This window comes from Levilactobacillus senmaizukei DSM 21775 = NBRC 103853, assembly GCF_001592085.1.
In the GTDB taxonomy this organism is placed as follows: Bacteria; Bacillota; Bacilli; order Lactobacillales; family Lactobacillaceae; genus Levilactobacillus; species Levilactobacillus senmaizukei.
This window is the reverse complement of the sequence record NZ_BCWD01000016.1, coordinates 1-16,995: the sequence shown is the minus strand read 5'-3', so window position 1 is coordinate 16,995 and position 16,995 is coordinate 1. Positions and strand designations below refer to the sequence as shown.

The 16,995-nt window shown below is 48.3% G+C and carries 15 protein-coding genes; 4 read left to right on the top strand and 11 right to left on the bottom strand.

Annotation, left to right across the window (positions count from 1 at the left end):
- Nucleotides 1-5: 5 nt before the first annotated feature.
- Entirely contained in the window at nucleotides 6-2,117 is a 2,112-nt protein-coding gene (locus LSE01S_RS07005) for a peptidoglycan D,D-transpeptidase FtsI family protein (protein WP_061776919.1), read from the bottom strand.
- A gap of 165 nt (nucleotides 2,118-2,282) precedes the next feature.
- On the opposite strand from LSE01S_RS07005, the gene LSE01S_RS07000 reads away from it, so the two are divergent.
- Nucleotides 2,283-4,913: a YfhO family protein gene (locus LSE01S_RS07000; protein ID WP_061776918.1), complete on the top strand. Its 2,631-nt coding sequence runs from the start codon at nucleotides 2,283-2,285 to the stop codon at nucleotides 4,911-4,913.
- A gap of 75 nt (nucleotides 4,914-4,988) precedes the next feature.
- Here the strand turns inward: LSE01S_RS07000 and LSE01S_RS06995 are convergent, their stop codons facing one another.
- The 9 genes from LSE01S_RS06995 to LSE01S_RS06955 form a co-directional block, all read right to left on the bottom strand.
- Nucleotides 4,989-5,297, bottom strand: a complete 309-nt coding sequence (locus LSE01S_RS06995; protein WP_061776958.1) for a HesB/YadR/YfhF family protein — start codon at nucleotides 5,295-5,297, stop codon at nucleotides 4,989-4,991.
- 182 nt (nucleotides 5,298-5,479) lie between these two features.
- Nucleotides 5,480-5,956: a transcription elongation factor GreA gene (gene greA / locus LSE01S_RS06990; protein ID WP_061776917.1), complete on the bottom strand. Its 477-nt coding sequence runs from the start codon at nucleotides 5,954-5,956 to the stop codon at nucleotides 5,480-5,482.
- 99 nt (nucleotides 5,957-6,055) lie between these two features.
- Entirely contained in the window at nucleotides 6,056-6,739 is a 684-nt protein-coding gene (gene udk / locus LSE01S_RS06985) for a uridine kinase (RefSeq protein WP_061776916.1), read from the bottom strand.
- A 3-nt stretch (nucleotides 6,740-6,742) separates the two neighbouring features.
- On the bottom strand, nucleotides 6,743-7,900 hold the full coding sequence (mltG, locus tag LSE01S_RS06980) for an endolytic transglycosylase MltG (RefSeq protein WP_082622364.1): 1,158 nt from the start codon (nucleotides 7,898-7,900) through the stop codon (nucleotides 6,743-6,745).
- A 138-nt stretch (nucleotides 7,901-8,038) separates the two neighbouring features.
- Nucleotides 8,039-10,447 carry a phenylalanine--tRNA ligase subunit beta gene (pheT, locus tag LSE01S_RS06975; protein WP_061776915.1) on the bottom strand — a complete coding sequence of 803 codons (2,409 nt, stop codon included), beginning with the start codon at nucleotides 10,445-10,447 and terminating at the stop codon, nucleotides 8,039-8,041.
- Between the two features lie 9 nt (nucleotides 10,448-10,456).
- On the bottom strand, nucleotides 10,457-11,503 hold the full coding sequence (pheS, locus tag LSE01S_RS06970; protein WP_061776914.1) for a phenylalanine--tRNA ligase subunit alpha: 1,047 nt from the start codon (nucleotides 11,501-11,503) through the stop codon (nucleotides 10,457-10,459).
- A 367-nt stretch (nucleotides 11,504-11,870) separates the two neighbouring features.
- Nucleotides 11,871-12,230: a winged helix-turn-helix transcriptional regulator gene (locus LSE01S_RS06965; protein ID WP_061776956.1), complete on the bottom strand. Its 360-nt coding sequence runs from the start codon at nucleotides 12,228-12,230 to the stop codon at nucleotides 11,871-11,873.
- A gap of 41 nt (nucleotides 12,231-12,271) precedes the next feature.
- The gene (locus LSE01S_RS06960) at nucleotides 12,272-12,769 is read right to left on the bottom strand and encodes an HDIG domain-containing metalloprotein (protein WP_061776913.1); all 498 of its coding nucleotides are present in this window, start codon (nucleotides 12,767-12,769) and stop codon (nucleotides 12,272-12,274) included.
- A 125-nt stretch (nucleotides 12,770-12,894) separates the two neighbouring features.
- Nucleotides 12,895-13,665 (bottom strand): TrmH family RNA methyltransferase, encoded by a 771-nt coding sequence (locus LSE01S_RS06955; protein ID WP_082622365.1) that lies wholly within the window; start codon nucleotides 13,663-13,665, stop codon nucleotides 12,895-12,897.
- A 108-nt stretch (nucleotides 13,666-13,773) separates the two neighbouring features.
- On the opposite strand from LSE01S_RS06955, the gene LSE01S_RS06950 reads away from it, so the two are divergent.
- Complete coding sequence (locus LSE01S_RS06950; protein WP_061776911.1) at nucleotides 13,774-14,046, top strand: acylphosphatase; 273 nt, start codon at nucleotides 13,774-13,776, stop codon at nucleotides 14,044-14,046.
- A 103-nt stretch (nucleotides 14,047-14,149) separates the two neighbouring features.
- Complete coding sequence (gene yidC, locus LSE01S_RS06945; protein WP_061776910.1) at nucleotides 14,150-15,076, top strand: membrane protein insertase YidC; 927 nt, start codon at nucleotides 14,150-14,152, stop codon at nucleotides 15,074-15,076.
- Between the two features lie 232 nt (nucleotides 15,077-15,308).
- Here the strand turns inward: yidC and LSE01S_RS06940 are convergent, their stop codons facing one another.
- Nucleotides 15,309-15,713: a YxeA family protein gene (locus LSE01S_RS06940; RefSeq protein WP_061776909.1), complete on the bottom strand. Its 405-nt coding sequence runs from the start codon at nucleotides 15,711-15,713 to the stop codon at nucleotides 15,309-15,311.
- Nucleotides 15,714-15,979: 266 nt separating this feature from the next.
- On the opposite strand from LSE01S_RS06940, the gene LSE01S_RS06935 reads away from it, so the two are divergent.
- Nucleotides 15,980-16,995: ISL3 family transposase (locus tag LSE01S_RS06935; RefSeq protein ID WP_235808318.1), on the top strand; the 1,016-nt coding region annotated here is incomplete at its 3' end.

Below are 16,995 nucleotides of genomic sequence, written 5' to 3'. Positions count from 1 at the left end.
CTAAATTACCCGTTGGTGTTTTGTGCGGATCCCCCCGAAGTTGCCTTCGTTGGGTTCGTTAACGTTGACGTTGACTGGACACTCTTCCAATAAGCGGCATAGATTGCCTTAGCCAGCTTCATGTTGTTGTCTTCGGCATTGACCCCCAGATTAGGCATGGCCAGAGCAACCACCACTTGTGGATGATTCGATGGAGCATAGGAAGCCAAACTCAGGGTCACGGTTTCATTCCCCTTGTAGTACGTTTGCGCCGTCCCCGTCTTAGCAGAAATACCTGGCGAGATAGAGGCCAGTTCGGCACCAGTCTTATAGGTGTTGGTTCCGTGAACCACATCATAGAGCCCTTCCTTAACCAGATCCTTTTGCGCCTTCGTCATGCCAATCGTATTCAAAACCTTCGGCGAAACGTTCGACTTAACGGCCCCCAGGGTCCCATCGGACTTCGTCCCGCGAATGGATTGAACCACGTGAGGCGCGATCCGCGTCCCACCATTAGCAACCGTTGACATGTACTGGGCCACTTGCATCACCGTGTAGGCATCGTAGTTACCAAACGCCAAGTCCAACGCGTTCCCAATGTGGGCCTTAGAGCTCGACCCTTCCAAACCGGAGCTTTCGCCGGGAAGGTCAATCCCTGTCTTAACACCCAAGCCGAATTGGTTAAAGTAACCCCGTTCGATATCAAACGCCTTGGTACTCATGGTTAGCGCAGCGCCATCAGAATAATTAAAACCCGCTTCCTTCATGGCCAATTGCATCATGTAGGAGTTAGAAGAAACTTCCAGGGCCGTCGCGGCGTTAACCGCCATGTTGGCACCCCCACCATGGTTAAACCATGACGCCTTCTTGACCCCACCAACGGTAATTGGCATATCGGTTAAGGTACTATTGGTTGGCGTAATGACCCCCTTCATCAGGGCACCTGATACCATCGCTCCCTTAACCACGGACCCCATAACGATGTCACTGTTAATCGTCCCGAGGGCATTCTCAGTCGTCTTACCGGTTGAAGGATTCCGATCAACCCCCGCCATCCCGATGACAGCACCCGTGTTCGGGTTCATCACAACGGCATAAGTCCCAGTGGAGTTCCCACCGGCACCGGCTTCAGCTGATTTAACCAATGACTGTAGTTTACTTTGGAAGCTGGAGTTGATAGTCAATTGCAGGTTATCACCCTTTTGCCCGCCATACTTTTTAACTTCCTTCGTCACCGTATTGTTACCGGCAACTTCAACCTGTTTCTGCGCCTTGGTTCCCCGCAGAACGGATTCATATTCTTGTTCCAGGTAGGATTGACCCACGCTGTCGTTACGTGAATAACCTTGGGCTAACAGCTCATTGATCTTATCGCTGGGAAGCCCCGTCTTTTCAGACGAAACCGTGCCGATGATCGATTTGATTGACGACCCATTGGGATAATTCCGTGACCAACTTGTGCCCACTTGAACCCCAGGCATCGCCGACAAGTGTTCCCCAATTTCGGCGATTTCTTGACTCGAAACGCCCGAGTCCTTAATGTAGGTGGTCGACAACGCGTAGGCCCCACTCATCTTAGCAAAGATGGTGGCGGCGTTCCGTTGACTCTTAGTTAACTTAAATGAAGCATCCTTTTGTAAGTAAGCCAAGGCCTTATCATACCGCTGGGATGCCGTTGAGTTCTTAGGAAAACTGAGTTTCTTTTCGACCGCCTTAAGGTTGTCGGTATCGGTCAGATAATAATCAATCGCCTGCCGTGGCGTAAGCGAACTGGTTGAGACCGTTAAGTAGGTGCCTAACCGATTCGCAATCTTATACATATCTGTAGATAAAACGTTGACCCCCTTGGTATATGAGATGGCTTGATGAGACTTGTTCCCCACCAGCACCTTACCATTTGAGTCGTAAATCATCCCCCGTTGAACATTCGTTGTTTCAATGGTGGTGTCGGTCTGATTGACCTCTGCCTTAAACTGCGACCCATACATTACCTGCAAATACGCTAACTGGCCAATTAACGCCGCAAATAACAGGGCAACGATAATGAAAAGAAAATTTAACCGAAAGGGAATCTGTGACTTTGTCGGGCCATCAGACCGCTTGCTCCGGTTGCTAATACGATTATAGAAATTCTTCACAACTGCTCTGCTCCTTATTGTACAGCTACTATTTTACCAAACTTCGCCGCCGGTCACTATCCCACTACCGAAATTTAATCATTCTATGCTATTCTAGAGACCGTAAACACAAATGTACAGGGTCCAAGTTAACTTTTATAATTTCTAAAGATTGAGGTGGCTTCATTGCAAGACCAAAAACGACGCTGGCAACCTACCACGCGTCAACTCACTTTATTGGGGGCGTTCATCACCCCGTTTATCCTTATGACGGCCTATTTTATCTATCGTCAGATGGCCCCCTTTGGATCGAGTAGCCTCCTCACGGTCGATCTCGGTCAACAATATATTGACTTCTTTGCCTATCTCAGACGGACCATCCTACATGATCCTAGCAGCCTATTCTATTCCTTTAGCAATGGGCTCGGTGGCGAAATGTTCGGTACCTGGTCCTACTACCTGTTGAGTCCCCTGAACTGGATTCTGCTACTCTGTCCGGGCGCCTCCCTCACGGTGGGGGTCTTCTTCCTGACCGTTCTCAAATATGGACTAGCCGGTCTAACCTTTGCCTGGCTGATCACAAAGACCACATCACAGACCGGTCTGCGGGCCGTGACATTAGCCACCGCCTATGCGCTCATGGGATGGTCGATTGCCAATCAACTGAACGTCATGTGGTTAGATGCTGCCTACCTGTTACCCCTAATTTTCTACGGGCTGTTTCTGTTGATGCATGCCGCTAAGTGGCGCCTCTACGTTACCTGGTTGACCATTATGCTGATCGTGAACTACTACATGGCCTACATGATCTGTCTCTTCTTAATTTTGGCATTCATCTGGTTAGCCGTCGATCGCTGGACCAACTGGCGAGCATTACTGCGGCAAGGCAGTCAATTCGCCCTCAGTTCGGTGGCGAGTGGTCTACTCGCGGCGTTTGTCCTGCTACCAACGTGGTGGTCACTGTCGCAAAGCAAAGCCCAGTATACCGTCACCTCCTTTAAGTGGAAATTCGAATTCTTTCCACCAAAGATGATCGGCAAATTCTTCATGGGGGCCTTTAACTTTGATCAGATGCCCGATGGAACCGCCAACCTCTTCATCGGGGCAATTGCCTTGCTGGGAGCAATGTTTTTCTTCGCCGACCACCGTATCCAGCTTCGCAGTCGGATCGCCGCCGGCTTGGTCACAGTATTTCTAGCATTGTCCCTCTGTGTACAACCCTTGGATCTCCTATGGCACGCCGGCCAGTTTCCCGTTTGGTACCCCTACCGGTTCTCCTTTGTCGTAGCTTTCTGGCTCATTTGGTTAGCTGCCCAAACGCTGACCGATGACTTTGAACCCGGCTGGTTAGCCATCGCCGTAATCACCCTGATCATCACGATCGGTAGTGGCTACATCGCCCTAAACATCAAACATTTCAAGTATCTGCAAATGAATCAGGTCCTGCTGGGCTTGTTCTTTGTGATTCTAGCACTGGGGCTGATCACGCTCCCCGTGAAGCAGCACTGGATTTATCCTTTAACCTTCTTCGTCATTGGGGCAACTGAAATCTCCGCCAATGCCTTCATGTCCCTGAACAATATCAGCTACGTCTCACAGAGTGAGTATGGCAACTACACCCACGAACTGCAACGACTGGTTGATCACGTTCAGCAAAAAGACACCAGTGCTTACCGGATTGGTAAGACCTTCCTCCGAACCAAGGGTGACGCTTTCCAGACCGGCTTCAACGGTGGTGGCGTCTTCTCCTCCGTTCTGCCCAAGGCCGTCCCAACCTTCTTCGGTAACACCGGGAATCCGGATGGAGATGGCTTCGTTGAATACAGTAACGGCACCCTAGTGACCGACTCACTGCTGAACATGAAATACTACTTCCAGCAAAAACAACTGGCGGGTGCCCTTAGTGGTAGCAGTATGTTGCCTGCTTCCAGCAACAAGGCCGACCTGGCCGACTATCAATCGATTGGTCAAGATCATTGGGCCACCACCTACAAGAACCCGTATGCCCTACCAATGGGCTACGCTGCCAGTCGTGATATTCTGACACTTAAGAATAAGACCGCCGATCCCTCACAGTATCAAACCAACTGGTTGGCCGCTCTAACGGGTCACTCGGCGGACCGGCGGCTCTACACCGCCCAAAATTTCGATCAGGTCACCTTCCAAAATATTGGGCAACAGTCGAAGATCACTGGCGCCGTGCTTCAGAAGAAGAATCTGTTGAAGCCCGCCAAGATGACGCTGACATTCACACCAACCACTAATGACGCCTACTATCTAACCTTTGGGTCGACAGTTAATTCCGATAACGCCAACTTCGTCTTAAACGGTCAGGCGCTGAACCAGTACAAGACCTACCGTAATACCATCATGGTCAGTGTTGCCGATCACGCTAAGGGAAAGAAGCAGACGCTGACCATTCAGTTGAAGAAAGGGTCTCTGTGGCTAGATAACTTCACGCTATACCAGCTCAACACCCCCAAATTCAGGTCAGCCGTCACCGACCTGAAAGCCCACCCGTGGCACCTCACCAAACACAACAACCGCTACTTCAGCGGGTCCATCTCGACCGCTAACGCCGGTCAGGTACTCAACACATCCATCCCATACTCGCAGGGATGGCACGCAACCGTCAATGGTCACCCGGCCAAGACCTATAAGACCGTCGGCATGTTCACCGCTCTGAAGCTCCCTAAGGGCAAGAGTCAGGTCACCCTGTCCTATTGGCCACCACTGCTGAACCTCGGCTTGGCCATTAGCACCGGAACACTCATAGTTCTGACAGGTGGCTGGTGGTTCTTCCACCGGCGGCACTAACCACGTGGTCAAAATAAAGAAGCACGATGACAGCTAGCCATCGTGCTTCTTTTTGATCAATAGACACTTGACAAATCAGTGATCGAGTTCGCCATTGTCTTGATAGATATAGGTTGGACCATCCGTCACGGGATCGTAGTCAATGGTCAGGTCGTACCCGACGAAGAACCATTGGTCACCCTCGGTGATGTAATAGGTCACATCGTCTTTCTTCTCCGTCACGACGGGGTCGCGCGGATGGTCATCCGGTGTCATCCCCAGCGAGAAGCCTTCATGCACCGGCGTCTTACCGTAGACCTTACCAAAGAAACGAATTCCTCGGCCGGTCATGCCCATTTCGTTACGGAACCATTCGCTTGCCTTATCAGTCACAGTAATTTTCATCTTCACAAGACTCCTCCTCGCACGGTCCATGAATCCGTTTTCATAGTTCATTTATAACACGTTTAGCTTCCATTTAGCAAGTATTGTTTCACTATCTAGATTATGCTCGATTTAATTGCGCAAAACAAACTATTTGCTCAAAGAAAAAGCGCCGGCCCAACCTGGGCGACGCTTCATTTCTGCTATTCGACATCCAAAATCTTAACGGACATGTCGCCACCTGGCGTTTCAAAGGTGACTTCTTCACCCTTACGGTGACCTAACAAGCCCTTAGCAATGGCAGAGTCGTTAGAAATCTTACCAACCATTGGATCGGCCTCGGCAGCACCCACAATGGTGTATTCTTCGGGTTCTTCATCGGGTAATTCCTTGAAGACAACCTTCTTACCCACCGTCAGCTGATCCTTGTCGGTGCCATCGTTGTCAATGATTTCCGCGTATTGCAGCATCCGTTCAACGGTGCTGATTCGCGTTTCCAACATACTCTGTTCGTCCTTGGCTGATTCGTATTCCGAATTTTCGGACAAGTCCCCGTATGAACGGGCGATCTTAATCCGTTCGATAACGTCTGGTCGTTTGACCATCTTTAAGTTTTCTAATTCGGCTTGGAGTTTTTCCTTACCTTCTTCAGTCATTGGATACATTTTATCTTGTGCCACAGTGGCCACCCCTTTTACGCAATTTTTTTCATGTTGGCCTGGCCAACTTCATTTATGATTTTAGAAAAAGGCTAGCCTCATCGGCTAACCCGTCCTATTCTATATGGTTGTATCTGGATTGTCAAAAACTTCTTTGTTTCCGCTAGCTTCAAGGATTGCTCGAATCTTGGTTACCAAGAGATCGATAGCCACCTGATTCTCCCCACCTTCAGGAACAATCAAGTCCGCGTAACGCTTGGTTGGTTCAACAAATTGATGGTAAGTTGGCTTAACAGTCGCCAGGTATTGTTGAATAATCGAATCTAATGTCCGTCCCCGTTCGTTCATATCCCGTTCAATTCGGCGAATAATCCGAATATCATCATCCGTATCAACAAAGACCTTGATGTCCATCAGATCACGCAACCGTTCATCATCTAGAATTAAGATTCCTTCCAAGATGATGACGTCCCGTGGTTCTTGATGAATCGTTTTGTCACTCCGAGTTGATAAGGTGTAGTCATAGACCGGTTTTTCAATCGGCTCGTAATTCAACAACGTCTTCAACTGAGAAATCAACAGGTCCGTATCGAAGGCCAGTGGATGGTCATAGTTCACGGCTGCCCGTTCTTCCATGGTCATTTCGGACTGGTCATTGTAGTAGGAATCCTGTTGTAAAATCATGATTGAATGCCCAATTAACTGGTCAAAGATTGCCCGGCTAACGGTGGTCTTCCCACTCCCGGAACCCCCGGTAACTCCAATAATAATCGGTCGCTTTTTGTTTGCCAACTTTGTCGCCATCCTTTATTTATTATCGCTTGCTAATGAACTGGTTAACTTTTGATGCTCGTCATAGGTCCTAGAGAAGTAAACCTTCCCGGTCTTGCTATTGGCAATGAAGTAATAGTACCCCTTGCTCTTATCAGCAGGATGCAGGACCGACCTGATAGAATCTGTACTTGGACTATCGAATGGTCCTGGACCATACCCCGTATGAACGTAGAGGTTATACGGCGACTTGACCTTAAGATCCTTGTAAGTCAAATTTTTCTTGGTGGACTTCAACGCATATTGAATGGAAATGTCGGATTGTAAGGCCATTCCTGCCTTCAACCGGTTAAAGAAGACCCCCGCAATCTTGTTACGGTCCGACGGCGTTACCCCTTCGCGTTCGACCAGCGATGCCAAGGTTAAGGTCTCTTGAACCGTCAACTTTTGCTTCTTAATCGTTGCATAATCACCGGCCAAGTTCTGATCCGTCTTGGCTACCATTTGGGTCACAATGTCCTTAAGCGTCATCTTCTTACCAGCTTGATACGTGGCTGGGGCTAAATAACCTTCAAGACGATAACGAACATTCTTGGCCGATTTGGCCGAATTCAACAGCCGTGGGTACTTCGCCGCTAACTCATTAAAGAATGCTTGATCCTTCATCAATTTCAAGAATTCCTTCTTAGTGAAGTCCGTTTGGATGGGCACCTCGGTAGCCAACTGATCAACCGTTTCGCCTTCTCTGACTAACAGTTTACCCGCGGTACTCTGAATGGGCTCCGCGGAGCCCCCCTTTTGAAGCTGCTTGGCAATCTGCTTAAGCGTCATCGACGGGGTCAGCTGATAGTAGCCCGCTCGGAAATTGGTAAACTTATTTGACTTAACGTAGTAGTTAAAGACCATGCCACTTTTGACAACTTTCTTATCCTGTAAGATCTGACCAATCTTATTGGACGTTGCCCCCATCGGTACGTGCACCTGAACCACCTCGTGATTACTGGTATCCATTGGTTTTAAAGCCGTCTGAAAGTAATGATAACCAAAGAAACCAATAATGACCGCTAAAACAACGAGTAGGCTGGCCACGCCAATCATAATTCTGCGGCCAAACGACCGTTTATTTCCTGAGTCCTGCCGCGTAGGGGTGGGATCTGTGCCATTCTCCAACTTGTTTCCTCCGTTCTTTGCCATAATCTTCTCTATTATACAGAATTTATGAGGCTACGGAAACATGAAAGCGCTACTTTGATAAAAATGTAATCTTTGACCCCTTTTCAACAAAAAGTGCGCTTGATTTCATTTACAGAAATCAAGCGCACTTGCCATCCTTTAACGAATTTCAGCGTCCAAGTCGTCTTCAAGCCGCTGGGTGACCTTATCGAAGGCCTGGTTGACCTTGTCATCAACCAACGTTCCCTGCTTGTCTTGATAAGTTAAGGTATAGGCTAAAGACTTCTTGCCCTTTGGCACCTTGACCCCATCGTAAACGTCAAACAACTTAACGGATTGGAGATAAGCCCCGCCTCGCTTGTCGATCAACGCCATAATTTCTTCGTTGGTGGTTTCATCGCTAACCAGCATGGCAATGTCTCGCGTAATTGCTGGGTAACGAGAAATCAAATCGTATTGGTTTTCCTGCTTTGGCATATCGATGATCGCCTGCAGATTTAATTCAAAGACGTAGGTGGCCCCAATCTTGAATTGCTTAGCAATCGATGGGTGGACCTGCCCGATGAAGCCGATTCGGTGACCATGAACGAGCACGTCAGCTGTTCGGCCGGGATGCATCTCTGGCATCTCGCTGTTAGCCACGAAGGAAACATCTCCGTTAACAGCCATGTCTTGTAGGTAAGCCTCAACGATTCCCTTCATTTGGAAAAAGTCGACAGCCTGGGCCGGTTGATTCCAGCCGGCAGGCATCAGAGTCCCGGTAATGACACCGGCAATATGTTCCTCTTCGCTAGGCCGGTCGTTGCCGTCTTCGCGGTAGAAGACTCGTCCTTGTTCATACAAGGCCACATCCTTCACCTTCCGCGCAGTGTTGTAAGCAATGTCATCCAGTAAGCCAGTAATCACATTCATCCGTAGGACGGCGTGATCGACACTCATTGGCCAAGCCAACTTAGTGATCTCACTAGCCTGCATGGTAAACATCTTCGCCTTATCTTCCGTCGTCAAGGCGTAAGAAATGGCTTGGTTTAACCCCAGACCCTCCAGAGAATGTCGCGTGGCCCGCATTAGCTTCTGAGCAGTCGTTAAAGTGCCCATCGTCATGCGCCCTGTTGGTAGCGTCGTTGGCAACTCATCATACCCGTAAATCCGAGCGACTTCTTCCAACAAATCGGCTGGAATATGGATATCATTACGCCGAACTGGCACCGTCACCGTCAGTGTGTCACCTTCGGCCATGACCGTAAATTCCAGGCTCTGCAAAATATGGATAACTTGGGCTTGGGTCAAATCCGTTCCCAAGACCGCATTAATATGGCCCATGCTGATCGTGATCACGGCTGGTTCTGGCTCATTGTCAGAACCAACGGCGGTACCGGTCTGTACCGCCCCATCGGCTAACTCGTTCATTAGCTGAGCGGCAGCGTCCAAGGCATCCTGTACGCCAGCCTGATTAACGCCCCGTTCAAATCGTTGGGAAGCATCCGTATGCAAGTTGTGACGTTGCGCCGCCTTACGAATATGGTCATGTTCAAAGACTGCGGCCTCGATGGCAACCGTCTTAGTCTGGTTGGTGATGGCGGCATCTAAACCACCCATGACCCCAGCTAACCCGATTGGTCGATTACTGTCGGCAATCACAATGTCTTGGTCCGTCAGTTCATGTTCCCCTTCATCCAAAGTGGTCAAAGGTTCACCGGCCGTGGCTGTCCGTACATAAACATCTTGCCCGTCAAATTTATCATAGTCAAAGGCATGCAACGGTTGACCGTATTTCAACATGATGTAGTTCGTGATATCAACCACATTGTTGATTGGCCGGTACCCGGCATTCCATAGACGAATCTGTAACCACATGGGACTTGGGGCAATCTTAACCTGCTTCACCAACCGCATTCGGTATTGCGGTGCTAGATCAGCGTCCACATGCAACGTCAGTTCGGAATCGATGGCCGCACCGCTTTCCTTAACGTTGGGTTGGTCCAATTCAACGGGTTGGTCATAAATAGCCGCCAGATCATGCAACGTCCCGTTCAAACTGAGCATATCCCCACGGTTAGGCGTGACATCAAGGTCGATCAGGCTGTCATTCATCCCAAGGTAATCATAGACTTCGTCCCCAGGCGTCGCGTCTGCGGGCAGAACATAAATTCCGTCAACATACTCCTTGGGTACCACGTCTTCACTGAATCCAATTTCCTGTAAGGCACAGACCATCCCTGCGGATGGCACGCCCCGCATCTTGGACTTCTTGATCTTCACGTTGCCGGCAATTCGTGAACCGGGTAAGGCAACAATAACGTTCTGATCCTTGGCGATATTGGGTGCACCACAAACAATTTGTAAGGGTTCATCTTCACCAACATCGATTTGGCAGATGTGAAGGTGATCGGAGTCGGGATGCATCTCAACTGAGAGTACGTGACCAACCACGATCTTCTTCAAACCTGCGCTTGGTTGCGTTACGCCGTCAACTTCAACGGAAGTTCGCTCAATCTTTTCGGCGAGGTCTGCGGGTGAAACATTTAAATCTAAATATTCGTTAATCCAGTTATATGAAATCTTCATGGTTGGCGATTATCCTTTCTTCGTAAATTGCTTGAGGAAGCGCACGTCATTGAGATAGAAGTTCCGAATGTCATCGACACCGTACTTCAACATAGCAAACCGGTCGGGACCCACACCAAAGGCAAACCCACCGTAAACGTCAGGATCGACGCCAGCCATCTTCAACACGTTAGGATGGACCATGCCGGCACCCAGCACTTCAATCCACCCGGTGTTCTTGCAGACGCCACAACCCTTACCGCCACAGTTGAAACAGGTGATGTCTGCTTCAACTGAGGGCTCGGTAAACGGAAAGTAACTTGGTCGAAGTCGCACGTCAAATTTGTCACCAAATAACTCGTGGGCCAGTACCTGTAGCGTTCCCTTTAAGTCAGCCATGGTAACATGCTTGTCGATGACTAACCCTTCTACTTGATGGAACTGATGCGAATGGGTCGGGTCATCGGTATCCCGCCGATAAACGACACCGGGAGAAATCATCTTCAATGGCCCCTGGCTAAAGTCATGCTTCTCTAGGGTCCGGGCCTGCATTGGCGACGTTTGTGTCCGCATTAAGATTTCCTTCGTAATGTAGAAGGTATCCTGCATGTCCCGTGCTGGATGATTCTTAGGTAAATTCATCATTTCGAAGTTGTACTTGTCCTCTTCAACTTCAGGACCATTCAGGACTTGATAACCCATCCCCAAGAACAGGTCTTCAATCTGGTCGATAATTTGCTGAATCACATGTGGTTCACCCTTGGCTACCGGTGTTCCCGGCAGGGTAACGTCAATCGCTTCCTTGGCCAACCGCGCATTTAAGACTGCGCGTTCCAGTTCTTCACGACGCTGCTCCAAGGCTGCGGTTAACTCGTCGCGGACCTTGTTCGCAAAGGCCCCAACCTTTGGCCGTTCATCGGCATTTAAATCCCGCATTCCACGGAGAACTTCCGTGATGGGACCCTTCTTTCCCAATAAACTAACCCGAACTTGGTTAACATCCTTGAGGTCATTTGACTTTTTGATCTCGGCCAAGCCACGTTGCTGTAGCTCGTCCAACTTATCTTTTAACGACATACGACATCCTCCAATTATTTTTCTACGACGGACAATTTGCTGACTGAGTCTGGAACTTCTCAAGAAACTGGGCAAATAAAAAAGCTCCGTCCCCTAGATTAGGGACGAAGCATCGCGGTACCACCCTGATTCAGTCTAGCATTCACTAAACCACACTCAGACGTGATAACGGTCACTTACCGGGCAGTCATTCATCGCTAACGCGAATCCCGTTGCCTACTCAAGAACTGAATTCACCGACAGCATTAGAGGCTGGCTTTCAGTCACGGCCAACCCTTCCTGACAAACTCCATCGATTACTACTTTTCTATCATCGTATTTGATTATTACATTCACTAAGGTTAGCCGAAAAAAACCGACCTGTCAACTACTTCTGGTCGGTTTCCGTTGAACAATACCACTTATCGGACCACGCATGAACCGCCGCCATCACGGCTTTAAATTCTTGGCCCTTTTGGGTTAATTCATATTCAATTAAGGCGTTATCTGGAAAGGTTTGACGAACAATCACGCCGTTCTCTTCCAATTCCTTCAATCGTTCCACGAGAACCCGGTCACTACAACGGGGCACCTTACGTGCCAAGTCGCGAAACCGCTGTGGTCCCTCGTGTAACAAGACATCAATGATTAAGCCGTTCCACTTTTTCCCCAAAAAAGAAAAGGTCTGCTCAAATCGGGGACACAGTGTGAAGTCGACCGATGAGTCTTCGTCAGTTTTTGACGTCATCATTTGCAAAGTTTCTGCCCCCAATCCTACTCTAGCTGTTCCTAAGCGTTCGGTGTCATTCGTTGCTTGAGTGCTGCCACTCGCTTACGCATGGGTCCACAAAATTCGTGAACGGCTTCGTAATCATCCACCAAGGAAACAATCGCACTCTCCCGGTATTTCGGCGTTGCCAACGTGGCACCCCACATGTGCTTCAAAATAATATCCTTCTCCATGGGACTCAGATCAGTCAGCTTCTCAGCATTCCTCAAAGCCACCCGCGGATGGATAAAGGCATGCGAACCCAAGTCAAACTTGGTTGTCCGCCAGTCATAATAAAACAAATCATGTAACAACCCGCCCCGTGCAGTGGCCCGGGTATTCAAACCAAGTTTCTTCGCAATCAAATAACTATTATAGGAAACTGAAATACAGTGGTCCAGTCGGTTTGAATGGTGGTGCTGGGTATAATTTGCCAGGCGTTGAACCGGCTCCTTTGCCAACAGATCAGAAACTAAAGCCAGGTACTCGGGGTCATCGCGCCAAGTCAGTTTGGTCATAAAATGCTTCCTTTTCATTTAGTATGGTTTTATTATTACTCTCAGTTACTGTATATCATACTTTCTTTTGGCCAGAATGCAACCATAACGATTCATAAAGCCCGCTGTTTAGCGATTCTTAACCTTTATGCCACAACCCGAAACATCACAACACCAGCCGCAATCGCGACGTTAAGCGACTCGGCCTGGCCCTTGATCGGAATGTAGAGATTAGTCGTGGTCATCGTTTGTAGATCCGGCGCCATGCCGTTACCCTCGTTGCCCATGACGATCGCGCCCGCAGTCATTGGGTTGACCTCGCGATAGTCCCTGGCTTTGGGGTCAAGGTTGGTCCCATAGACGGGCAACCCCCGACTGGTAAACGCTTTGATCCAGTCATGCAAATCGGCTTCAACCAGCTGCAGGTGATACTGACTTCCTTGCATTGCACGTAAAACCTTCGGTAGAAAACGACTCGCCGTCCCCTTACCAAATACGACCCCTGTGAGTCCCGCAGCATCGGCCGTACGAACCATCGTGCCAATGTTACCGGGGTCCTGAACATAATCCAAGAATAACCAGGTGCCCGCGGCAGTTGTCGGGTCGACCACCGTTGCGTTAGGCATAGGTAACGTCGCAAAAATTCCTTGCGGGGTTCCCGTGTCCCCAATGGTCTTCGCGATACTGTCGGTCAGCTCGAAGGTTGGCACTGCCTGTGGCAATTGCACCTCATGAGCCGCCAGCTCATCTGCCGTACCCATAATGGCGGTGAGTGGTTGCCGGGCCTTAATCGCTTCTTGAACCAAGTGCCAGCTTTCTAATAGGTAGCTTTGTGTTGCTTGACGTCCTTTTTTACTGCTCAACGACCGCCACTGCTTCACGCGTTTGTTTTGGCCGGATGTTATTTTTTCTCTCACGCTGATTACTCCCATCGACTCGTTTCTTTAAGTTTACCATACCCCTGGGCAGACTGACGGACTTGGCTTATGATAGTAGAAAAACTTCATTCAAAAGGAAGCGATGCTATGCTGACACAAAAGTGGCTTATTTCAGGCCGGGTTCAAGGCGTTGGGTTTCGGTGGTCCGCTCAGCAACTGGCGAACCAATTGGGCGTCACGGGAACCGTTCAAAACCTTCGAACCGGTCAGGTGGCCATCGTGGTCACCGGTGAACGCGAACAACTGGTGGCTTTCACCGATCGGCTTCAGCGTGGTCTCACCCCCTGGATTACCGTCGCCAATATTACGAAGACTGACTTGCCGGTCCACCATTTTGCGGACTTTCAGATAATTATTTGAAAAAGGCTACCAGATCAAGTAAGATATTTGATGTTGACGGCGTTTTCGCCGTCGGGGGCTACGTGCTCTACATCGCGAAAGATAAAGGGGTTCAAAACATAAAATGAAAATCTCCAAGAAAGTCTCGGTCACTGCGGCACTCGCAGGGCTCGCCCTGGTTTTAAGCGGCTGCGTCCAGACCAAGAATGGTAAGCCTTATGGCTTTGTCTACGACTACTTAGCCGTTCCCGGGCAACACGTTATGGATTGGTTCGCCAACGCCTTCGGTGGTAGTTATGGCTGGGCCATTATTATGCTGACCGTGGTCGTCCGGATGGTTCTGTTGCCATTGATGGTCCGTCAAATGCGGAGCTCCACCGTTCAACAAGAAAAGATTTCGATGATTCGACCACAGATGACAGAATTGCAAAAACGGCAGAAGGCTGCCAAGACACCAGATGAGCAAGCCGCTGCCGGGCAGGCGATGATGGCACTCTACAAAGATAATGGTATCAGCATGACCGGTGGGATTGGGTGTTTACCGCTCTTAATCCAAATGCCCGTCTTCGCTGCCTTATATGCCGCAATCCGGTACTCACCAGAACTTAGTGGATCGGTCTTCATGGGCATTCCCCTGGGAAAGTCCAGTTGGATCCTAGCCATCTTAGCGTTTCTTTCCTACCTGTTACAGGGCTACCTCACCATGTTAGGAATGCCGGAAGATCAGAAGAAACAAATGATGATTACCTTGCTGATGTCACCCGTGATGATTCTCTTCTTCACCATGAGCTCACCAGCCGGACTAGGCTTGTACTTCTTCGTTGGTGGACTGTTTGCCTGCCTACAAACTCTCATTATTAACTTCTACCGGCCAAAGATTCGTAAGGAAATTCAAGAACAGGTTAAGAATCGTCCAGCTCCAGTCGTGAAGCCAGCTCCCAAGCCGGTTGCGCCAACTGAGAAACAAAAACCAGTTGTCCCAACTAAAATCTCTGCGACCCACGAAAATAATCATAAAAGAAACGCCGGTAAGCAGCAACATCGGCGCTAAATGAAAAAAGTCCTTCCGACCATGTCGTCGGAAGGACTTTTTTGGTTAGGCGGTCACTTCTTGATAAATGGCTTCTTGTAACCAGCAAATTGAACAGTCACCAGCTGTAACTTCCAAAACTTTTCCAATATCAACGAGACCATTAATCAGACAAATGCCAAGGCCATTTAACCTGATTAGTTGTGTATGACAAAAAGGATAATAAAAGCAATTATCTAGCAAATTTCAGGAACTAAACCGTCGCCAAGTTTCGCTTCACACTACCCGGAATACGGTCATTCAACACGGCCGACCATGATTCAACATTCTGGCCCTTCGTTTCGATCTGCAGGAATTTATTAGGCTTCAGTCGCCACTGGGAATCGAAAGTTAATGTCCGAGATTTTCCAGCCGAGTTGTAAGTCAACAACTGGTAAGTATATTCCTTTTCACCAGCACCCCCAATATACTCACGAACGGGCTTGGCCGAGGTTGACGCATACACAGTTTCAGACTTTACTAGCGGGTTCACGTTATCCAGGGCCATCGCCCATTCCGAATGTTGATTGCGGGTCACCTGGGGAATAAACGCAGCCGTTAATCCCAGTCCCCCTATCAATAACGCGGCTAACCCCAATAGTCGTTTAATTATTTTCATGTTGATTCCTCCTGTATTGGTTAATTACTAGAGTAACTAACTAGTTATCCTAGAATACTGGATTAATCCGAACCTGTCAAGTCGCCTAATAAAATTATCCATAAAAAAACGACTAGCAAGCTAGTCGTCCGCATAATTTAGTGGTTCTATGATATCTGGTGTTGATGGAGAAATCCATCAACACCATTTTTAGTCAAAAAGAGAGGCATGTCACCTCTGTGCTACAATCAAGTCGACGAAAACCAATTGAAAGCGAGAATGATGACATGTCCCAAGAACAGTCTACAAGAAAACTACTGCAAATTAAAGACCAAAATATTACTAATTTTAGCGTACAAGATAATTCACGTGACGCTTTGCGAATCTATGCCGACCTGTCGTATACCGTAAATGTTTGCCCACGTTGTGGCAAACATGAAGTCGTTAGAAATGGCTTCAAAACAGTGAATATCAAGATTCCTAATATTAGCGAACGGACAGCTCTACTAATTTTACGCAAACAACGTTTTCTCTGCAAGAGCTGTGGCCACACACAAATTGCCCAAACACCTGTCGTAAAGAAAAAACATCAGATATCTCAAAGCATTAATCATAGCATTACAAAAGAGCTAACCACAGATCGAACTATGACCAGTATCGCTTCACAATACAACGTGTCGACTAACACAGTTAGTCGACAATTAGTAGCCCTTGGGAAGCAAACCAGGCCGGCATACAATGGTCTTCCCACTTCTTTGTGTATTGATGAGTTTCGTTCTACTGGCAATCAAATGAGCTTTATCGCTATTGATGCTAAAAAGCACGACCTTATCACCATCTTGCCAGGACGAAAGAACAAAGAAATTGGAGAATTTTTCCTAAATCACTATTCTCTAAAGAATAGGAAAAAAGTTACTCGTGTTGTCATGGACTTCAACGCACAATACCAATCCGTTATCCGTAAGATCTTCCCTAAAGCTGTAATAGTCGCCGACAATTTCCATCTGGTTCAAATGACCTTACGTTCACTGAACCAGACCCGCGTTCAGTTGATGAAACAATTCCCTAAAAAGACTCGTGAATATCGTGTTCTTAAGTATTATTGGCGTCTCTACTTGAAGAACTATAAAGACCTTGAGAAGACCAAAACACACTGGTTTTCACACCTTAAAGACCATTTAACCCAAGAGCAAGTTGTACTGGAAGGTGTAGAACTAAATCAGCAATTCAAAAACACCTATTACTCTGCCCACGCTTTAACCGAATCTATTCAAAAACGCGACTACTCCGCCTTTACCGAAGC

What these genes read in the sequence shown, in the direction of transcription:
- LSE01S_RS06960 (WP_061776913.1), bottom strand. Translation starts at nt 12,769, where the DNA reads ATGACCAAACTGACTTGGCGCGATGACCCCGAGTACCTGGCTTTAGTT.
- yidC (WP_061776910.1), top strand. Translation starts at nt 14,150, where the DNA reads ATGAAAATCTCCAAGAAAGTCTCGGTCACTGCGGCACTCGCAGGGCTC.
- pheT (WP_061776915.1), bottom strand. Translation starts at nt 10,447, where the DNA reads ATGAAGATTTCATATAACTGGATTAACGAATATTTAGATTTAAATGTT.
- LSE01S_RS06995 (WP_061776958.1), bottom strand. Translation starts at nt 5,297, where the DNA reads ATGAAAATTACTGTGACTGATAAGGCAAGCGAATGGTTCCGTAACGAA.
- LSE01S_RS06940 (WP_061776909.1), bottom strand. Translation starts at nt 15,713, where the DNA reads ATGAAAATAATTAAACGACTATTGGGGTTAGCCGCGTTATTGATAGGG.
- LSE01S_RS06950 (WP_061776911.1), top strand. Translation starts at nt 13,774, where the DNA reads ATGCTGACACAAAAGTGGCTTATTTCAGGCCGGGTTCAAGGCGTTGGG.
- udk (WP_061776916.1), bottom strand. Translation starts at nt 6,739, where the DNA reads ATGGCGACAAAGTTGGCAAACAAAAAGCGACCGATTATTATTGGAGTT.
- mltG (WP_082622364.1), bottom strand. Translation starts at nt 7,900, where the DNA reads ATGGCAAAGAACGGAGGAAACAAGTTGGAGAATGGCACAGATCCCACC.
- LSE01S_RS06965 (WP_061776956.1), bottom strand. Translation starts at nt 12,230, where the DNA reads ATGACGTCAAAAACTGACGAAGACTCATCGGTCGACTTCACACTGTGT.
- pheS (WP_061776914.1), bottom strand. Translation starts at nt 11,503, where the DNA reads ATGTCGTTAAAAGATAAGTTGGACGAGCTACAGCAACGTGGCTTGGCC.